The organism is Belliella baltica DSM 15883 (assembly GCF_000265405.1).
Classification (GTDB): Bacteria; Bacteroidota; Bacteroidia; order Cytophagales; family Cyclobacteriaceae; genus Belliella; species Belliella baltica.
Genome location: NC_018010.1, coordinates 2,568,633 through 2,587,921, shown reverse-complemented (window position 1 = coordinate 2,587,921; position 19,289 = coordinate 2,568,633). Strand labels below are relative to the sequence as shown.

At 34.8% G+C, this 19,289-nt stretch carries 14 protein-coding genes and 1 pseudogene; 5 read left to right on the top strand and 10 right to left on the bottom strand.

The genetic code is table 11. The features are described from left to right. Positions 1 to 63: 63 nt before the first annotated feature. The 5 genes and pseudogenes from BELBA_RS11850 to BELBA_RS11830 form a co-directional block, all read right to left on the bottom strand. Positions 64 to 300 (bottom strand): annotated as a pseudogene (locus tag BELBA_RS11850) (acyl-CoA thioesterase); the annotation flags it as partial. Between the two features lie 52 nt (positions 301 to 352). Then, on the bottom strand, positions 353 to 1,717 hold the full coding sequence (locus BELBA_RS11845) for an MATE family efflux transporter (RefSeq protein ID WP_014772934.1): 1,365 nt from the start codon (positions 1,715 to 1,717) through the stop codon (positions 353 to 355). A gap of 25 nt (positions 1,718 to 1,742) precedes the next feature. Next, a complete protein-coding gene (locus BELBA_RS11840; protein ID WP_014772933.1) occupies positions 1,743 to 2,282 on the bottom strand; it encodes an NUDIX domain-containing protein in 540 nt (179 codons plus the stop codon). A gap of 69 nt (positions 2,283 to 2,351) precedes the next feature. Next, positions 2,352 to 2,834: an Lrp/AsnC family transcriptional regulator gene (locus tag BELBA_RS11835; RefSeq protein WP_014772932.1), complete on the bottom strand. Its 483-nt coding sequence runs from the start codon at positions 2,832 to 2,834 to the stop codon at positions 2,352 to 2,354. 211 nt (positions 2,835 to 3,045) lie between these two features. Further along, a complete protein-coding gene (locus tag BELBA_RS11830) occupies positions 3,046 to 4,248 on the bottom strand; it encodes a tetratricopeptide repeat protein (protein ID WP_014772931.1) in 1,203 nt (400 codons plus the stop codon). A gap of 78 nt (positions 4,249 to 4,326) precedes the next feature. On the opposite strand from BELBA_RS11830, the gene BELBA_RS11825 reads away from it, so the two are divergent. Continuing rightward, the gene (locus tag BELBA_RS11825; RefSeq protein ID WP_014772930.1) at positions 4,327 to 4,974 is read left to right on the top strand and encodes a hypothetical protein; all 648 of its coding nucleotides are present in this window, start codon (positions 4,327 to 4,329) and stop codon (positions 4,972 to 4,974) included. Between the two features lie 99 nt (positions 4,975 to 5,073). Then, the gene (locus BELBA_RS11820) at positions 5,074 to 7,104 is read left to right on the top strand and encodes a M3 family metallopeptidase (RefSeq protein WP_014772929.1); all 2,031 of its coding nucleotides are present in this window, start codon (positions 5,074 to 5,076) and stop codon (positions 7,102 to 7,104) included. Between the two features lie 573 nt (positions 7,105 to 7,677). Here BELBA_RS11820 and BELBA_RS11815 read toward each other — a convergent pair. Further along, positions 7,678 to 8,676 carry a cation diffusion facilitator family transporter gene (locus BELBA_RS11815; protein WP_014772927.1) on the bottom strand — a complete coding sequence of 333 codons (999 nt, stop codon included), beginning with the start codon at positions 8,674 to 8,676 and terminating at the stop codon, positions 7,678 to 7,680. A gap of 105 nt (positions 8,677 to 8,781) precedes the next feature. On the opposite strand from BELBA_RS11815, the gene BELBA_RS11810 reads away from it, so the two are divergent. After that, positions 8,782 to 9,873, top strand: a complete 1,092-nt coding sequence (locus tag BELBA_RS11810) for an AI-2E family transporter (RefSeq protein ID WP_014772926.1) — start codon at positions 8,782 to 8,784, stop codon at positions 9,871 to 9,873. Beyond that, positions 9,854 to 10,798, top strand: a complete 945-nt coding sequence (locus tag BELBA_RS11805) for a tetratricopeptide repeat protein (RefSeq protein WP_014772925.1) — start codon at positions 9,854 to 9,856, stop codon at positions 10,796 to 10,798. Before BELBA_RS11810 ends, BELBA_RS11805 begins: the two co-directional genes overlap by 20 nt. Here BELBA_RS11805 and BELBA_RS11800 read toward each other — a convergent pair. The 3 genes from BELBA_RS11800 to BELBA_RS11790 form a co-directional block, all read right to left on the bottom strand. Beyond that, positions 10,780 to 13,695 carry a PAS domain-containing hybrid sensor histidine kinase/response regulator gene (locus tag BELBA_RS11800; protein ID WP_245531057.1) on the bottom strand — a complete coding sequence of 972 codons (2,916 nt, stop codon included), beginning with the start codon at positions 13,693 to 13,695 and terminating at the stop codon, positions 10,780 to 10,782. The genes BELBA_RS11805 and BELBA_RS11800 overlap by 19 nt on opposite strands. Positions 13,696 to 14,038: 343 nt before the next feature. Beyond that, positions 14,039 to 16,300: an aconitate hydratase gene (locus tag BELBA_RS11795; RefSeq protein WP_014772923.1), complete on the bottom strand. Its 2,262-nt coding sequence runs from the start codon at positions 16,298 to 16,300 to the stop codon at positions 14,039 to 14,041. Between the two features lie 648 nt (positions 16,301 to 16,948). Further along, positions 16,949 to 17,713 carry a TIGR00366 family protein gene (locus tag BELBA_RS11790; protein WP_052307628.1) on the bottom strand — a complete coding sequence of 255 codons (765 nt, stop codon included), beginning with the start codon at positions 17,711 to 17,713 and terminating at the stop codon, positions 16,949 to 16,951. A gap of 311 nt (positions 17,714 to 18,024) precedes the next feature. Between BELBA_RS11790 and BELBA_RS11785 the strand changes: the two genes are divergently transcribed. Next, positions 18,025 to 18,249, top strand: coding sequence for a hypothetical protein (locus BELBA_RS11785; RefSeq protein ID WP_014772922.1), 225 nt, complete (start codon positions 18,025 to 18,027; stop codon positions 18,247 to 18,249). On the opposite strand, the gene BELBA_RS11780 is transcribed toward BELBA_RS11785, so the two are convergent. Then, a complete protein-coding gene (locus BELBA_RS11780; protein ID WP_041779344.1) occupies positions 18,239 to 19,252 on the bottom strand; it encodes an aldehyde dehydrogenase family protein in 1,014 nt (337 codons plus the stop codon). The genes BELBA_RS11785 and BELBA_RS11780 overlap by 11 nt on opposite strands. Between the last annotated feature and the right edge of the window lie 37 nt (positions 19,253 to 19,289).

Genomic DNA, 19,289 nt, shown 5'->3' with positions numbered 1-19,289 from the left:
ATTTCCTTTTGTCTTCCATCTAAGTAAGTGACTTTCTTTCCATCAAAAAATGCTCCTTCCGCAAGAAGCCATTAATGAAACCAATTCTCCTACCTCCACAGGTTCTAAAAAATCAACCGTATCTACAGAAACAGTTACACAATAAGCTCCGCTATGCTTGGACGCTGTTGCATAAGCAACTTTATCCATGAGGGAAAGTAAAATTCCTCCATGTATTTTACCTCCAAAATTAGCATAAGAAGGGATCATCAATTCTGTAATAACTACTCTAGAAAAACTTGCGGGACGTGCTGCTATCATGCTCTATTTTTTCCTCAAAATAGGAATTAAAGCAGGAATAAAAAAGCATGATTTATACAGCTTGAATTACTCCTTGCTTTCGAAGCAATCTCGCACTGAGTGAATGGAATCTATAAAGCAACATAAATCCTGTGACTGTCAACCCAATAAGCAATCCGTACCAGATACCTTTTTCTTGCATATCAAAAACAAATGCGAAAACATAACCTAAGGGAAGACCAATCACCCAATAGGCAATCAAAGTAACAATCGTAGGGACACGTACATCTGCCATTCCCCTCAAAGCACCCAAACCGACCACTTGAATACCATCTGAAAGTTGGAAAAATCCAGCAATAATCAATAAACTAGCACTCATTTGAATCACTGCTTTATCATCGATGTAAAGGGAAGGCAAGAATTCTCTCAAGGCAATAAATAAAACAGCAGAAACCAACATAAAAATCGCAGCCATTGCAAACACAGTAAAGCCAGCCTCTCTAAGTGTTTTAATATCCTTTCTTCCCAACTGATTACCAACTCTTACCATTGCTGCAGCAGACAATCCTGACGCCATCATATAACTGACTGATGCAAGATTTATGGCAATCTGATGCGCTGCTAGAGCTGATACGCCTATCCATCCCATCATAATCGCAGCAGTACTAAAAGCACCTACTTCAAAAATAAACTGGAAACCTGTAGGCACTCCTATTCTTAGCATTTTTGAAATCATTGGAAATGAAAATCGTTTGATACGGAATCCCAAATCGAAAGATTTGTATCTCCTAGATTTGAAAACATAATAAGCTATCACGATTCCCATTAAAACTCTTGAAATTAAAGTTGCCCACCCCGCTCCATTCAAACCCAAAGCGGGGAAACCTAAATTACCATAAATCATGACCCAATTGAGGAATACATTCAAACCATTGCAAATAATGGTTATATACATTGCTTGCTTAGTTTGAGACAATCCTTCTGCAAACTGCTTAAAAGTCTGAAAAAACATAAAAGGAACAATGGATAAAGTAATAATTGCTAAATAGGGAATTGCTAACTCTACAACTTGTTCTGGTTGGTTCATGTATTGAAGTAGTGGAGAAAACAAAATAATCAGTAGAAACAAGACTAAGCCGGTACCCATATTTATGGTAAAACCATGCCTAAATAGCCTTCCAATTCTGCTACTTTTATTTTTCCCGTCAGCCATTGCCACAAGTGGTGTAATAGCCATAGACACACCAATACCAAACATGAGCAAAACGAAAAATATACTATTAGCTAAAGAAGCTGCAGCTAAAGGCTCTGCTCCCAGCCTGCCAACCATCATACTATCTGCAACACCAACAAGTACCTGTCCAAGTTGACTCAACATCACAGGATAGGCTAAAATAAATGTTTTTGAAAAATGATCTTTAAAATTGATTTTGGTCATAACAAAAATTACTTTTAATCAGAATTCAAAGATTGAACATTTTTGCAACTTTAAGAAGACCTGCGATGGAAATTGCATCAGTAATTTCCCCTTCCATAACTTTCTGAACTGCCAAACTCAATGGTAATTTCACAATTTCTAATTGCTCAGTTTCTTCAAACTCCGTTTCTCCTTTAGTAAGTTCTTCAGCCAAATAAATGAACCCTTCTTCATCTGTCACAGAATTGGAAGTATGTATAGTCATAATTTTTGTCCATTTTTCAGCAGTCAAGCCAGTTTCCTCTTTTAATTCTCGTTTTGCACTATCCAAAAAGTCTTCATTGATGGGTCCTCCACCCATTGGGATTTCCAGGGAATAGGCATTTAAAGTATAGCGATATTGCCCCACTAACCAAGTATTCCCTTCTTTATCAATTGGAATGATACCAATTGCTTTATTTTTGAAGCATACCTTACCATACACACCATCTTTTCCTGAAGGTATTACTACATCATGATGCTCCAATTTAATCCAAGCATTCTCGTATATGGTTTTGCTATTCTTGGTTTGCCAAGGATTTTTCATATCTGAATTTAAGTCCAATAAAAAAGGGAGACTATCTCTAGACTCCCTTTTCAATGATTTTGAAATTGATTACATTGGAATAGGAAGAACTTTGCTATCCTTAAAAGTAGAAAGGATTACCATAGACTGCATTGAATCCACCTCTCTGATTTCACTTACTTTCTCAAGCATCAATTTTTGGTATGCAGTGATGTCTTTTGCAATGATTTTCAAAATAAAATCACCTGTACCAGTAATGTGGTGACATTCAATCACTTCTTGAATACCATTGATCTCCTTCATGAATGCATCAATATTGCTTTTATTGTGACCTATTAAGCTTACCAAAACAAAAGTGCTAACTCCAAGTCCTATTCTTTCAGGGTCTAGCTTTGCATGATAACTTTTTATGATTCCTGATTGCTCTAGTTTTTTTACCCTTTCCAAAGTTGGTGCAGGAGAAAGTCCAATATCTTTTGAAAGCTGCGCATTTGTAATTTTTGCGTTTGCTTGAAGAATCTCTAATATCTTTCTATCTATTTTATCAAATTTTACTCTTACGCTGTTATCCATGTTCTAAAGAATTTACAGAATTTTATGTTGTACAAAGTTAATATAATTTAAATTTATTTTCTAACCCTTTCCAATAAAAAACGACCACTCTTACAAAATATTGTTATTTCTTATTGCAGGAATGGAGTAAAATTCAACTGTTTTATATTAGGTTCTTTAATTTATTCAAATTATCTATTGAAATTCATTTCCAGTAAACGGCAGATTTCAATTAAAGTTTATTCTTTTTGATATAGTCTCTTGCTTCTTTGTGTGCAGGATGTTTTCGCTTAGCATATTTCTTCACTTGGTTGAAATATGCCTTTGCCTTTTTCTTGTCTTTTTGTTCGTTTGCTATTTTCCCCAATGCAATAAGTGAATATAGATAATAACCGCTTTCTTGGCTTTCTGATTCTTCACCGTAGGAAAGGGTTTTTTCATAATACTTCTTGGCTTCTGCTTTGTTATTTATTCTATCATTATACTGTGCGATGTAAAAAGCGGCATACCTTCCACTATTAGATTCATATCCTGTCCACTTTTCGTCTAGCCTTCTGAGAATTTCCATAGACATGTCTTTGGATTCATTTATTCTTCCTACTGCATACAAATGTCTGGCATGAGATCTATGAAAATATGGGTTATTTGGATACTTTTCATGCAAATACTGTGTGATTGCTAAAGCTTTATAGGGCTGCTTTTCCTCAGATGCATATAACCGAAATAAAAAGTATTGCGCTTCTACTCTTGCATAAAAAGCATTTTGAGCGACATCCTCTAATTGTAAAAGTCCAAGATTTTTATCACCTGCTGGAAAAAAAGCAAGTACTGGCTTTAGTAAAGGATAATTCTCCGGAATCCAAACAGAAAAATAATTGAAAAGTGCATCTCCAAGAAGCAATTCTGGATTCAATTCATCTTCACCTTTACTTAAATTGAGGTACTTCATCGCATTTTTACCAGCAAAAGTTGCTTTTGCCCAACTTCTCCTCTCGCTATATAGTCTTCCTTGAAACCCATAGGCGCCAGAAAGAAAAAAAGCTGCCTCTTTATTTGTGGGGTCTTTTTTGTAAATGGCTTCTGCTTTTTCAATAGTCACATCCATCTGTCTAATAAATAGCTCATCGAAACGCTTATTCTCCAAATCAGGGGTAATCTTCCACCAAGTACTCAATCCCATCAAAAAATATGGTAAGGGATGATCTGGATATTGAAGTTGAATGACTCTAAAGCCTCGTTCAGCCACCTCAAAATCAAAATTGTAAAGACTATTCACTGCCTCGGTTATTCTGAACTGAAGCCCTTTGTCCAAAAGTAAATACTCAGAACTTGAAGAACTGCTTTCTGCTTGATCTTTCTTGTCATTTTGATCTGCGCTGAGCTGACCAATAAACGAAACAAATAAAAGACAGCCCATAAATAATTTTAATCTCATGGTTATCACAATTTACAACGCAAAACTATCAGGTATTCCAAACAAAAATTTACTTTTGGCAATAATAAATTTTATTCAATGGCAAAACCTACTTCTCCTCTTGCACAACGTATCGAAGACTTAATTAATTTCGACAAAAGATTATTTTTTGTCATCATTGTTCTTTTATATATCTCAATCAGATTTGTGACCAATGATATTATTCTTGAATCAATACCTGGCTATGAAAAATTAGCACAAGATGGCTCTTTAACCTTTTTCTTTATTTTTAATGCCTTGGACTATATTTGGACACCTTTTGCATTACTTTGGAAATTTACTCTGACAAGTTTTACTATTTGGACAGGCGTGTTTATTCTGGGTCACAAAATTTCATTTAGATCCATGTGGAAATTTGCTTTAGTAGCTGAGATTGTATTTATTCTTCCTGAGCTTATCAAACTCCTCATTTACATTTCACCAGCTGAATCTGTTTCAGCACAAGAAATCAAGGATTTTTATCCTCTCTCCTTATTAAATGTTGTTGACACTTCAGATTTACATCGCAAATTCTTTTACCCTTTAAAAACGATCAATATTTTCGAAGCGATATATTGCTGGTTTTTGACATTAGGAATACATATTTACAGCAAAAGAGATTTAAAAAAATCTTTTACCATGGTTCTCTTTGGCTATGTAGTCCCACTAATAGCTTGGCTTGTATTCTATATGTTGGTTTACAAATAAAAGATAGAGAAATTTAAAAATGCCCTTTCTTGAGCCTATTATTTTTAACTTTGTACTCCTAAAATCGTTTCTTTTTTGAAATCACTTAAATAAAATATGATGACTAATCCTTTATTGGAAACATTCAAAACCCCATTCGAAACAGCCCCATTTGATCAAATTAAAACAAGGCATTTTTTACCAGCTATCAAAGAAGCTATTCAAATTGCCAAATCAGAAATTGACCTAATTAAGAGTCAAGCTTTACCAGATTTCCAAAACACGATTGAAGCTTTAGATAATGCTGGTGCTAAATTGAATTTTATTTCCTCGATCTTTTTCAATCTGAATGCTGCCGAAACAAATGAAGAAATTCAAGTTTTGGCACGTGAGATTTCTCCCCTCTTGACAGCACATGGAAATGATATTTTACTGGACGAGGAGCTTTTTGATAGGATCAATCAAGTATATTCCCAAAAAGACCATCTTAATTTATCTGAGGAGCAGGCTACACTTTTAGATAAAACTTATAAATCTTTTGTGAGAAATGGTGCAAAACTTAACGAAGAGGAAAAACTCAAACTTCGAAGTATAGATCATGAGCTCTCTCAGTTAAGCTTGAAGTTTGGTGAAAATGTCTTAGAAGAAACCAACAAATATCAACTTGTAGTTGAAAATGAAAGTCAGCTGAACGGCTTACCTGACTCAATTAAAGAAGCAGCAGCTCAACTTGCCGATGAAAAAGGGTTAGAAGGAAAGTGGGTTTTCACTTTGGCTTTCCCGAGTTACCTGCCTTTTATGACATACGCATCTGATAGATCCCTGCGTAAAGAGCTTTTCATAGCTTATAATACCAAAGCTTCAAAAGGTGACAGTTTAGACAATAAACAATACATCATCGACATGCTCAAACTAAAATCAGAAAGAGCAAAACTACTGGGTTATCAAAGTCATGCTGATTTTGTATTGGAAGAAAGAATGGCAAAAAATGGACCTGCAGTACTTTTATTTTTGAATAACCTCTTAGAAAAAGCAAAGCCAAAGGCAATTGAAGATGTAAAAGAGGTAGAAGCTTTTGCAAAAGCGCAAGACGGAATTGAAAGATTAGAAAAATGGGATTTTGCCTATTACTCCGAACAACTTAAAAAACAAAAATACGAGGTCGATGATGAGTTACTAAGGCCTTATTTCAAACTAGAAAATGCTATCGAAGGTGTATTCAAGACTGCGGAAAAACTCTTCGGAATAAAGTTTAAAGAAAATAAAGAGATTCCAGTTTATCATTCAGAAGTAAGCGCCTATGAAGTGACCGACCAAGAAGGAAATCATATTTCTGTCTTTTATGCAGATTTTTTCCCAAGAGCAGGAAAGCGAAATGGAGCTTGGATGACGAGCTATAGAGGTCAAAAAATGATCAATGGAATAGATCAAAGACCTCACGTCTCAATTGTATGTAATTTCACCAAACCCACTAAAACCAAGCCTTCTTTATTGACCTTTAATGAAGTTACAACCTTGTTCCATGAATTTGGACATGCGCTTCATGGCATGCTTGCCAAAGGCAAATACGAATCCTTGTCTGGAACAAGTGTGTATTGGGATTTTGTAGAGTTGCCCTCGCAGATATTTGAAAACTGGTGTTATGAAAAATCATGTTTGGATTTATTTGCCAAACATTACGAAACTGGGGAAAGTATTCCGGCGGATTTAATAGAAAAAATCAAAAAAGCAGCAAACTTTCAGCAAGGTTATCAAACTGTAAGACAAATTAGTTTCGGATTATTAGATATGGCATTTCATAGTACTGATCCGAATTTAATTGAGGATGTAAGAGCATTTGAGAAAAATCAAATGAAAGCCATAGAACTCCTTCCAGAAGTTGAAGAGACCTTGATGAGTACTTCTTTTTCTCATATTTTCCAAGGTGGCTATGCCGCTGGATATTATAGTTACAAATGGGCCGAAGTACTAGATGCGGATGCTTTTGAATTATTCTTAGAAAAGGGAATTTTTGATCAAGAAACTGCTCATTCTTTTAAAGAAAATATTCTTTCTGCCGGAGGAAGGGCACATCCATCCATATTGTACAAAAGATTTCGTGGAAGAGAACCAAAACCTGATGCTCTACTCAAAAGAGCAGGATTGATATAGTGATCTTTCATTAAAGAAAAAAAAAATCTACCCTCGCAGAACTGACAAGTCTGCGAGGTGGGTTTAAGGTCAATTTTTAAAGAATTCAGAAAAAAAGGATACATAAAAATGTATCCCTTTTAAAATTATCTAATCCATTTGAAAAGCAAACTGTTATTAACAGACCTTAACGCTTTTAGTCTTAAATATCTTACAACACTATTATAAACCCTACTAAGACTAACCAAACTATTGACGAGATGGCCAATAGTAGTCTGAATTGTTTATCCTCGTTCATAGCTGTTTTTTTGTTGAATATACATTATAATCTGTTGAACTTCAACAAAAATGGGTATTTTTCTGTAAATAATCTACCCTCAACACAATAATTTTCAAGTCAGTCTTTCTTTTTTGAAAATCAAAGAAAATCATGTGTAAAACTCACTATAAGGCTATTTCAAGAATAAAAAGATTTGATAAATATCAACAAGTGAAATAAACGTATCAATAATGGAAGAAATTATGTCTGCAAGGCCTTTCTATCAAGTAAAAATCGATGACAGCTTTTGTGAAAGAGGGCTTATTAAATATCGCTTATAAATTATCTGCCAAATCATGATAATGTTTTTGATTTTTAGTCATGTTGCTAGCTTTCCATAGTATTTTTGATTTTTGACTAAACTTTCTTACTTGGCATGTCTTAAGTTGACAATAATGACAGCACTTTTCAGGGATACATGGATCTGCATGCACAAAAACTTCAATAGCTCCGTCAAATCGATTTTCTAGCGCCTCTTCTACTATTTCTACTTCGTCATGAACTTGCTGAAGTTCGTAGTAATAGGGCAAGGTAAGGTGTAGATCAATATGTCTATCTCCACCATATTGCTGAACTCTCATATTATGAATGTCAATCCAGCAATCCTTTCTTTCTTTATTTAAAATTTCAACAGTTTCTTTTAAAGCTTCCGGATTAGTCTCGTCCATCAATCCTGCCACTGATTTTCTAACTAATAAATATCCTGAATAAATGATGTAAGATGAAAATAGAATAGAGAGAATAGAGTCAAGAACAATTAAATCAGTAAAATAAATAATTGCTACACCTAAAATTAAAACAAAACTCGTAATGGTGTCAGTTAGTAAATGTTTGCCACTTGCCTCAAGAGTTAGACTATTCAATTTTCTACCCTCACTTTTCAGCTTCAGGCCTAAAATACCATTTACTAAACCTGTGAAACCTATCAATGCCATCCCTTCCAATAACATATTTAGTTCATGCGGAATGAAAAAATTATACACTGCCTGATAGATAATAAAAAAACCAGCTACCATAATCAACGCACCTTCAATTCCTGCACTAAAAAACTCGATCTTACCATGTCCGTAAGGATGATTATCATCCTTTGGCTGTGAACTAAGATAGATGCTATATGAGGCAAAACTAGCGGCTACCACATTCACTATACTCTCTAAAGCATCTGTAAGAATGGAAGTAGCATTCGTTAAATAATAAGAATAAAATTTTATCAACAATAAAATTATACTTATTACAAAAGAAATTTTAATCCACTTGGCTTTATTGTTGTTCACAATGAATTTGATTTTTCAATTTCAAAAATAGAATTTATTTTATTGATAAGTCATGTTTAATTCTAATATTGAATTGTAATTCAAGTTTAATCTTAATTTGCTTTTATGTCTATGAATGATCCCAAGCTTCAATTGCCAGCTTTTGTAAATGCTTTATTGGTTTTACTCTTGATCAGTTTAATTGTTTTCATCTTGATTATCGGGAAAAGTTTACTAATTCCTCTTTTTCTTGCTGGTTTTCTTTCTATTTTATTAACACCGATTGGGGATTGGTTAGAAAAAAGAGGTCTGAATAGAATATTGAGTACTTTGATTTCTCTTATTTCAGCACTACTAATCTTGATTGGTTTCCTCACATTTGCAGTCTTACAAGTAGCAAGTTTTAGTAAAGATTTGGGAAATGTAGGAGATAAGTTAAACAATTATTTAAGTGATATTAACAACTGGATTGTATCTACTTTTCAGGTCGAGACAGGAATTGGGCAAGGGATAGATCAAGGATATTTAATAGAACTATTACAATCGAACAGTTCAAGTTTAGCCGAATTTATCCTCAATACTGTCGGATCCCTTTCGGGAATAATTCTCTTGCCAGTATTTATTTTCTTCTTTTTGATATACAGAGATCATTTGACGGAATTTATTGTTCACCTTTTCAAAGAAAAAAAACAGGAACATATCAAGTCAGAAATTAAAGAGCTGAGAAAAGTAGTCCAAAAATACATCATTGGGATATTGAAAGTAATGGCAATTCTCGCAATTTTAAATGCTGGAGTATTATTTGGTTTGGGAATAAAGCATGCAATTTTCTTTGCAGTCTTCTCCGCAATTTTAAGTATCATACCTTATTTAGGGCCATTTCTTGGAGCTGTCTTACCTACGATATTTGCTTTTCTTACCACCGATAGTCTTTTTTATCCAATTGGAGTGGTAGTAGGATTTCAAGTTATTCAACTTATCGAAAGTAACTTTTTGACTCCAAAAATTGTTGGAAGCAATGTAAACTTGAATGCATTTGTAACCTTCCTTGGTCTTTTGATTGGCGCGTCTATTTGGGGAGTTATTGGTATGGTATTGATCATTCCAACTTTAGCTGTCTTGAGGAAAATATTTGAATTAAGTGAATCTACAAAACCCTTTGCTCTTCTTTTTGGTGAGGAAAAATTAAAAGAAAAACATGAATCTGAATCTAATTAAGTACCCTATTATTCTTGCGATATTACTTTTAACACTAGTGAGTTGTGACTCTACAGAGGATAAAAAAGGACGTTTTTTACTTAAGGGAAATGAGAAATTGAAAGAGAACGACCTCACTGGTGCTATAGCTTATTATGATGAAGCATTGATTATTGATTCAGAATTCAATGATGCCCTACTCAACAGAGCCATCGTTTACGAAAGGTTGAATAGACTCGATTTGGCAATAGCTGATTACTCAAAAATCTTATCCAATAAAAATTCCATGGATACTTTGGTTTATTTTCAACGTGGATTGGCATATTTAGATAATGGAGAATATTACAAAGCCCTGAGTGATGCGGAAAAATTGATTGAAATTTACGATACTAATTGGAAGCCCTATTTCTTGATGGGCTTGGTAAAGGAGCAATTAGCAGATTTAGATGGTGCTTTGATGGCTTTTGAAAAGGGCTTGTCAATAAACCCTAGCAATAATGACCTTTTAGTGAATCAAGCAACTATTCATTATTATAAAAAAGATTATGATGAAGCCATTGCTTTACTTGATCAGGCTGAAAAAAATAATCCAAAAGAAGCAAATATTTACAATTTAAGATCTATGATTTCCTTTGATATGAAAGCTTATCAAGCTGCTTTCGATTGGGTAGAAAAAGCCATTGCTTTAAATGTAAATGAAGCTTATTATTACAACAATAGAGGTTTGTACAGGTTGTTTTTAGATGATTTAGAAAAAGGACTTGAAGATATTAATTTCAGTTTGAAAAAGAATCCCACAAATCCCTTTGCATGGAGAAATAAAGGAATATACTACTTTATGAAGGGAGAGAAGAGCTTAGCAATCAAATACCTTGAAGATGCGCTCAAAAATAACCCTGATATGGATTTAGCACAATATTACTACGATCAATCTTTAAGTTTATAAGAATTAGAAGAGAGGACTTCCTTAATTTTTCTAAGCAATTCTGCGGCATCAATCGGTTTGGCAACAAACCCATCAAAACCACTTTTCTCAATATTTTCCATAACTTCTAGCTTGGCTGCAGCTGTCAAAGCGATTACAGGAATCTTTGAGAAAGATTTTATTTTCTCTGTGGCTTCAAAACCATTCATAACAGGCATTTGGATATCCATCAATACAATGTCGAAGTTTCCATCTTGTACTGCATCTACTGCCTCTTTGCCATTCATGACACGAACATGGTCAAACCCCCATTTTTTGATGATCTTCCCTAAGACAAGAGAGTTCACATCATTATCTTCTGCCATCAAGATATTCAATGAAGAAAAATCTAAAGCTTGCTTGTTTGGTTTTTTGACGCCATTTTCGCTAAGTTCTGGGAGTAAATCAAATTCTATTTCAAAATAGAAACTAGAACCTTGTCCTACTTCAGATTCTACTTGAATATCACTATCCATTCTATTCAACAACTTCTTGGTAATTGATAAACCAAGACCTGTTCCACCATATTTTTTACTGAAGGAATGCTGAATCTGATCAAAATCTTGGAAGATTCTGTCTTGATGCTCTTTAGCTATGCCAATTCCGGTATCTTTTACCTCAAAATATATTTTTGCTTTATTTTCATTTGATGGTTTACGTTTAACAAACACATCAACTTTCCCTTTTTTAGTGAATTTTAGTGCATTGGTAATCAAATTATTCAAGACTTGTGCGAGCCTTACCTTATCCCCCATTACCCTGATATTTACTTCATCTTCAATGTGAAGTTTTAGATCATTTTGACTGTCTTTGGCATGAAACTCAAGTCCGTTTAAAACCTGTTGTATCACTTCATTCAGTTTCATTGGATTCAATTCCAAGTTCAACTTACCCGCTTCGATTTTTTGGAAATCTAAAAGGTCATTGATCATGATGATCAAATTATCTACAGCAAAATTGATCGTGTTGAGTGCTGATGCCTGTACCGGCGTATGTTCATCCTGAAGCAAAGTATATACAGAACCTGAAATCGCATTGAGAGGTGTTCTCAATTCATGGCTGATCATTGACAAGAATTCAGACTTGATTTTATTGGCTTTTTCTGCCGTTTCACGCGCATTTTTAAGGGTTTCTTCAAAAACCTTTTGCTCCGTAATATCGGATAAGTAACCATACCAAACCACATCTCCTGTATCAAGCAATTCTGGTTTTGCAGCACCCATGACCCATTTGTAATTTTCAGACCCCACTTCTTTGACTCTAAATTGACATGACCAAGGACTTAGCTTTTTGGCAGAAGCTACTGAAGTCATCAAAACTTGAGCAATGTCCTGAGGATGAATTTTGGAAATCGCCAAACCAATATCACTCATGCTATTGATTTCATTTTCTCCAATATCTAGAATGGATCTGATACCAGGACTTAAATAAGCAAACTTCATCTCCCCTTCCTTATCCAAAACAAACTGATACAAAGCTCCAGGAACTTGCTCTGTTAGATGTAGTAAAAAATCGGACGAATCTTGAAGTGATTTTTCTAGTTGTATTCTTTCAGTGATATCTCTAGAGAAAGAAATAATGTATTTTTCACCTTGTAAAGTGATTAAGTTGCAACTTACCTCTACTGGAAATTCCTTGCCATCAGTATGTATCAACTTACTTCTGTACCTTACATTTTTTTCTTTTTCAAGGATTTGTATGTGGGTATCCCACTCTCGATCAACAACAAACTTTTGATCATAGGAACTAATCAAGTGTTGAGATTGACTACCATCAAATATTCCTAGGCGCTTGTGAGCTTCTTGGTTCGTAAAAATAATTTCACCCTCAATATCCATGATCAAAATGGCCTCCGGTGATAAATCAAACAATTCTTTAAACAGACCCAATTCATCAACTAACCTTCTTTCCTCAGAAACATCTTGGAATGTACCAAAAACACGAATAACTTGATTATCCCTGAATTTGGCTTTACCAAGTGCTCTTACCCACTTTTCGTTGTCTTTTGAAGTCTTAATCTTAACGACATGATCAAAGTCTTTACCTTCATCAATGCAGCTTTTGACCGCCTGTTCCATAACAGGTCTGAAAATAGGAAGATAAAAATCTAGGGCTTTATCGATATTGAAATTTTCTCTATCCTCTTCTATTTCATGTATGGCATACACTTCATCACTCCAATAAACTGAATTTTCAATCAGATTAATTTCCCAAACTCCTACTTGGGCTACTTCTTCACCTAATCGATAAAGTTCATTTTGCTTATTTTGCTCAAGTTGAATTTTAAGCTGATCTGAAACATCTCTTCCGATGGTATAAAATTTACCATCTCTAAATTGAATGTGCCAATCTATCCATTTATAATCACCATTTTTAGCTAAAATCCTTGCTGTAAATTGGCTTTTGTCTAAGCCTTTTTTGACATCAAATAAAAATTCTTTAGCTACAGGAAGGTCTTCTTCATGAAAATACTGACAGAGATCCATATTGATCACCTCCTCAGGTGCATAGCCCAGCATTGGTCTAATTGATTCACTGACCCATGTAAGGAAGTTTTCTTGCCCAATACCAATAAGATCAAGGCTATTCTTAAAAAACTGTTGCGCATCTGCCTTAGGAGGAAGTCCAATTCCTCTAATTTCTTTTCCTTTATAAAATAAAAAGTAATTTGAGCCATTTTCCTGTGGTAGCTCCAATTGAAAGGAATATTCTTTATTTTGGAAATTAATGATTAACTCCTCTTTAAAAATATAGGAATTGATATCCAATCCCAATCCTACGAGGTTCTTTTCTTTTAAATTCTCACCTATTACTTGGTCGAAAAGTACATTGCTGTAAAAAATATTATATGGAAAAGAATCGTCCGCGAGAAAAACCATCTCGGAAGATTCATATATAATCTTTTTAAATGTACTATTTATTCCCCTTTCCTTCATAGATTCAAAACAGAAAAAGAATAGATACTCAAATGGATGATTAATGGAGAGTCCCTAATTTTCTCTGTTGCGTAAACATACAACAAATTGTTTTTCACAACAAATTTTTTGTTGTTAAAATAGTAAAAAATGTTTTTAACATTAAATAGAAACGAAGCTGAATCTGAAAAAAGCTACTGATAAATAAGTGGATATATATATCATAACAAGTAGAAATTAGAGAATTTAAAAATAAAAAAAGCTGTGGCGAACCACAGCTTTTTCATTTCATAAGAAAATCATACGATTATGCATCTCCTTTGATCAAGTTCAAGGCAGATCCTGCTTTGAACCAACCTATCTGACCTGCATTGTAAGTGTGATTTACTTTGATTTTATGTTTATTTCCATCAGCATGATTCAAAACCACCGTCAATTGCTTGCCTGGAGCAAAAGAATCTAGCCCAACGATATCGATACTATCATCTTCTTGAATTAATTCATAGTCTTCTGGATTGGCAAAAGTCAAGGCCAACATCCCTTGTTTCTTCAAGTTTGTTTCGTGAATTCTGGCAAAAGATTTCACCAAAATAGCTCTTACGCCCAAGAATCTAGGCTCCATAGCTGCATGCTCTCTTGAGGAACCTTCACCATAGTTTTCATCACCAATTACAATAGAACCAACTCCATGTAACTTATACTGACGCTGAACAGCTGGAACTTCACCGTATTCGCCTGTCAATTGATTCTTAACTTTATTTGTAGCTTCGTTAAAGAAGTTTACAGCACCGATCAACATGTTGTTAGAAATGTTATCCAAATGACCTCTGAATCTCAACCAAGGTCCTGCCATAGAGATATGGTCAGTTGTACATTTACCTTTTGCCTTGATCAAAAGTTTCAAGCCTTTAAGATCTGTACCCTCCCAAGGAAGGAATGGTTCTAACAATTGAAGTCTTTCAGATTGAGGATCTACAATTACATTCACATCCGAACCATCTTCTGCTGGAGCTTGATATCCTGCATCCTCCACTGCAAATCCAATTGTTGGAAGTTCTAAACCCTTTGGCTCTTCTAATTTCACTTGCTGACCATCTTTGTTAGTCAAAGTATCGGTCATAGGATTGAAAGTCAGGTCCCCTGCGATAGCCATTGCAGTAACGATCTCAGGTGAGGCTACAAAAGAGTGTGTATTTGGGTTTCCATCTGCTCTTTTTGCAAAGTTTCTATTGAAAGAAGTGATGATAGAGTTTTTCTCTTGTTTTTCCGCACCATGTCTAGCCCACTGACCGATACAAGGTCCACAAGCATTGGCAAGAACTACACCACCCATTTTATCAAAAATATTCAAAAACCCATCTCTTTCTACAGTGAATCTCACTTGTTCAGAACCTGGAGTAATGGTATATTCAGATTTAGCTTGTAATTTTTTATCAACTGCTTGCTGCGCTAAAGAAGCTGCACGAGAAATATCTTCATAAGAAGAGTTGGTACAAGAACCGATTAGTCCCACTTCCAATTTTGCAGGCCATCCATTTTCTTTAACAGCAGCGGCAAATTTAGATATTGGCCAAGCTAAATCGGGAGTAAATGGCCCATTAATATGCGGCTCTAATTCTGAAAGGTTGATTTCAATTACTTGATCAAAGTATTTTTCAGGATTTGCATAAACTTCAGCATCTCCATTCAAATGTTCTTTGATTCCGTCAGCTAAAGCTACAATGTCTGCACGATCTGTTCCTTTCAAGTAATCCGCTGTTTTTTGGTCATAACCAAAAATTGAAGTTGTTGCTCCAATTTCAGCACCCATATTACAAATGGTTCCTTTTCCTGTGGCGGAAAGAGCATTAGCACCTTCACCGAAGTATTCTACTACAGCACCAGTTCCACCCTTCACGGTTAGAATTCCTGCTACTTTAAGGATAACATCTTTTGCTGAAGTCCAGCCAGAAAGCTTACCTGTTAATTTTACACCAATTAATTTAGGGAATTTCAATTCCCATGGAAGTCCTGCCATCACGTCACAAGCATCAGCCCCACCAACACCAATAGCGATCATTCCAAGTCCACCAGCGTTTGGTGTATGTGAATCTGTTCCGATCATCATACCTCCTGGGAAAGCATAGTTTTCTAAAACAACTTGGTGGATAATCCCTGCTCCAGGCTTCCAGAAACCAATACCATACTTATTTGATACCGAAGCCAAAAAATCATAAACTTCTCTATTTTTATCTTTTGCTTTTGTCAAATCTGCTGTAGCACCCACTTCAGCTTGAATCAAGTGATCACAGTGAACTGTTGAAGGTACTGCTACCTGATTTCTACCAGCTTGCATGAATTGTAAAAGTGCCATTTGTGCTGTTGCATCTTGCATGGCAACTCTATCAGGTTGAAAATCCACGTATGAATTTCCTCTTTCGTAGGCTACTTTAGCTTCACCTTCAGATAGGTGAGCGTACAATATTTTTTCTGTCAATGTAAGAGGTCTTCCTACTGCTTTTCTTGCAGCAGCTATCCTTGAAGGATATTTTTCATAGACCGCCTTTATCATTTCTATATCAAATGCCATTGGTAATGTATGGTTTAGAGTGTTGATAAGGTTTATTTAAATCGAGCGCAAAGATAAGAAATTAGGGATAAAAGAGAAGCAAATAAGTAGATGTCTTGGTAATTTATATAGCCCCGGAAAATAGTTAAGGGTTATTTGATTATTTGAGGAAAGACATCAATTACACGAATAAGTTGGGTTAAAAAGTTTAAAGGATTAAAAGGTTATTTGGTTAACTGGTTATTTGGTTAACTGAGTGATTGAGTTTTTGGGTGAAAAGGGGAATTGAGGAATTCTACGAGAGCAGCCAAGTGTAGAAGTGTTTAAAAGGTTAATTGGTTGATTGAGTTATTGGGTAAGGGCTTAAATGCGTTAAGTGTCAATTCTTTACTGTGGTTATTTTTTTGCGAAAGAGATATGTTTGGGAGCGCGGAGTAGAAAATTAGAATAGCATAAAAAAATTCACGCGGAGATACAGAGGCGCAGAGGTTTTTTTGAAGGGTGCATTTAAGAAATCTTGATAGATTTTGAGTTGATCTATTCTGTTTAATGACTTTTTAAGAACGCAGAGAGCAGCGGAGCTGCTATCCTAAAACCTGATAAGAGGGTGAACCATCAAACTCTGAAATAACAAAGTCTAGCGTCTCATCTATTTATTTGGTGAAATATTTAAAAAAGAAAGTAGATCCCTAGACCAAAGACCAGCAAACCGATTAAAAAGAAGTAGGCTGTATATTTCAGAATTTCTTTTGCTGGGACTCCTGTGATCGCTAATAAAGGAAGTGCCCAAAACGGTTGGAGCATATTACTTAATTGATCGCCATAAGAAAATACCATAACCATTTTTGCTTGATTTAAACCAAGTTGATTTGCAGCATCCATAATGATTGGGCCTTGAATTGCCCACTGTCCCCCACCAGAAGGAATAAAGAAGTTGACCATAGCAGCACTCAAAAATGAGAGAAGTGGAAAGGTCTCAGGAGAGGAAATATTAACCATGCTTTCGGAGAAAATCGAGAGCAAACCCGAATATTTCATCATGCCCAAAATACCTGCATAAAAGGGAAATTGAAGAATGATTTCAACTGATCCTGATAGGGCAATAGTAACTGATTTTATAAAAGAAGTTAAACTTTGGTAAGCCAAGAGTCCTGCACCTAGCAACATAAAATTCACATAATTCAAATCTATAAATCCCAAAGATTGTGGAGTTTGAAAAAAGTCTGAAATCCCTAAAATCAAAACCATTTGTAAAGTAAATTCTAAAAGCTCCCAAAAACCCTTTTGCCAAAATTTGAGCACATCAAACGCATACAACAAATCCAAACTGCTATCAGGTTGCGTAAAAATTACTGCTGACAGGAAAACTATCAGACTCAAAAGTAAAGCGACAACAAAAGTAGGCGAAAGGTTTACTTGCTTTGATTTATCCAATTTTCTAAAATTTTGATTGCGAGATGCGGAAAGTTAGAATCAGAAGGTTAAATTAAAGAATATTATGAGCCGCAAAAATATCAGCCTGAAATTTTATCACATACAATCTTGGGAAGTAGATAGATTCGATAGTTAACAGTGCATTGAATAGCTATAATCTGCTAAAGATTTAAATCTAATAAATACAATGGTAAATTGGATACTGATGTGAAAGCAAATATTGATTTAAATTTTATTGACAATCTACTTAAACGGTCAAAAATTCAATTAAATTTATTGCAAGAAAGAATTTGATAATTCTAACTGAAAACATGAACCTAGATTTTAATATTTTTTCCTTGACACTCCTGATTTCAGGAATAGTGGTGACAGCTCTTTCTGCTATCATCATCAACAGATTGAATGACTATGTAAGGTGGTTTGCCTTTACCATGCTTTTGGTTTCTTTGTGGTCCAATATTAAAAGTGAATTAAATGTGGGAAGCGAATTTGAGTTTTCACTTCCCATTTATAAAGATGAGTTGATTATAAGTTGATCAGAAATTCTACTGTATCCACCCCGTCGGCATAATCTTCTAGGGCTGGACATTGAGCTTGACCGAAATCTGAACTCCCTTCAAACCAAGCATTTTTGCTCACTACACATTGGATTTTTTCATTGATTTCGTTGAGTTCCGATTTTAAGCTTTCTACATTTTCATATACTTCATAAAATAGTACAGAAATAGGTGAAACAAGCTCTTTACTTTCCTTTAGCAGCAGAAAACCATTGTCAAGATGCTCTTCCCCGTTGACTAAGTAAATGGATTTATTGTAATCGTAATTATTGATGTATTTATGATTGCTTGATAAGATTTGGAAGCCTTCTATGGCATCTAAAAATTTGATCAACAATTCTTTATTTGGGACATAAATCTTGGATACATTTCTACATCCTAAACCAAAGTATTGAAAAATATCTTGACCAAGCGCTACAAAGTCTTCTTCCTTTTCAGTTCCATCTAATATCCCAATAGAAGTTCGATTTTTTCTGATGATACTTGGATATTTCCCAAAGTAATACTCAAAATATCTAGCTGAATTATCACTCCCAGTTGCGATATAAGCATCTTTGGCTTTGAGCATTTCCTCAAAACTAATCATGCTATCAAACTCAGGTTCAATTTCTATCAATTCTTTCACGAGCCACTTCATCAAATAAGTATCAGAAGAACTGAGTTTTACCGCAGCGCGATGACCTGTGATCAGTACACAGAGTAAGTCATGAAAACCTACAGCAGGAATATTCCCAGCCATCAAAATCCCTATTTCCTTGGCATTTTTTGGCTCTTCGAAAGGATATTTAGCTATCCATTTTTCCAAGTTGGATTTGTTTAAAAACTCAGAAAGGCCATTAAGTGCTGACTTGGTATGGTCGGGAGTAAACCAGTTGTTGTTGTTTTCAACTCTCCAAGCCAAATCTTCAAAATCTACTTGTGAGAGTCCATTTATTTTTTTTCCGAGATGATCGAAGGCTAAAATTCTTTGTTCTACAGTCATTTCACTATCTTTGGCCTGCAAAGTTATTTAATTCAGG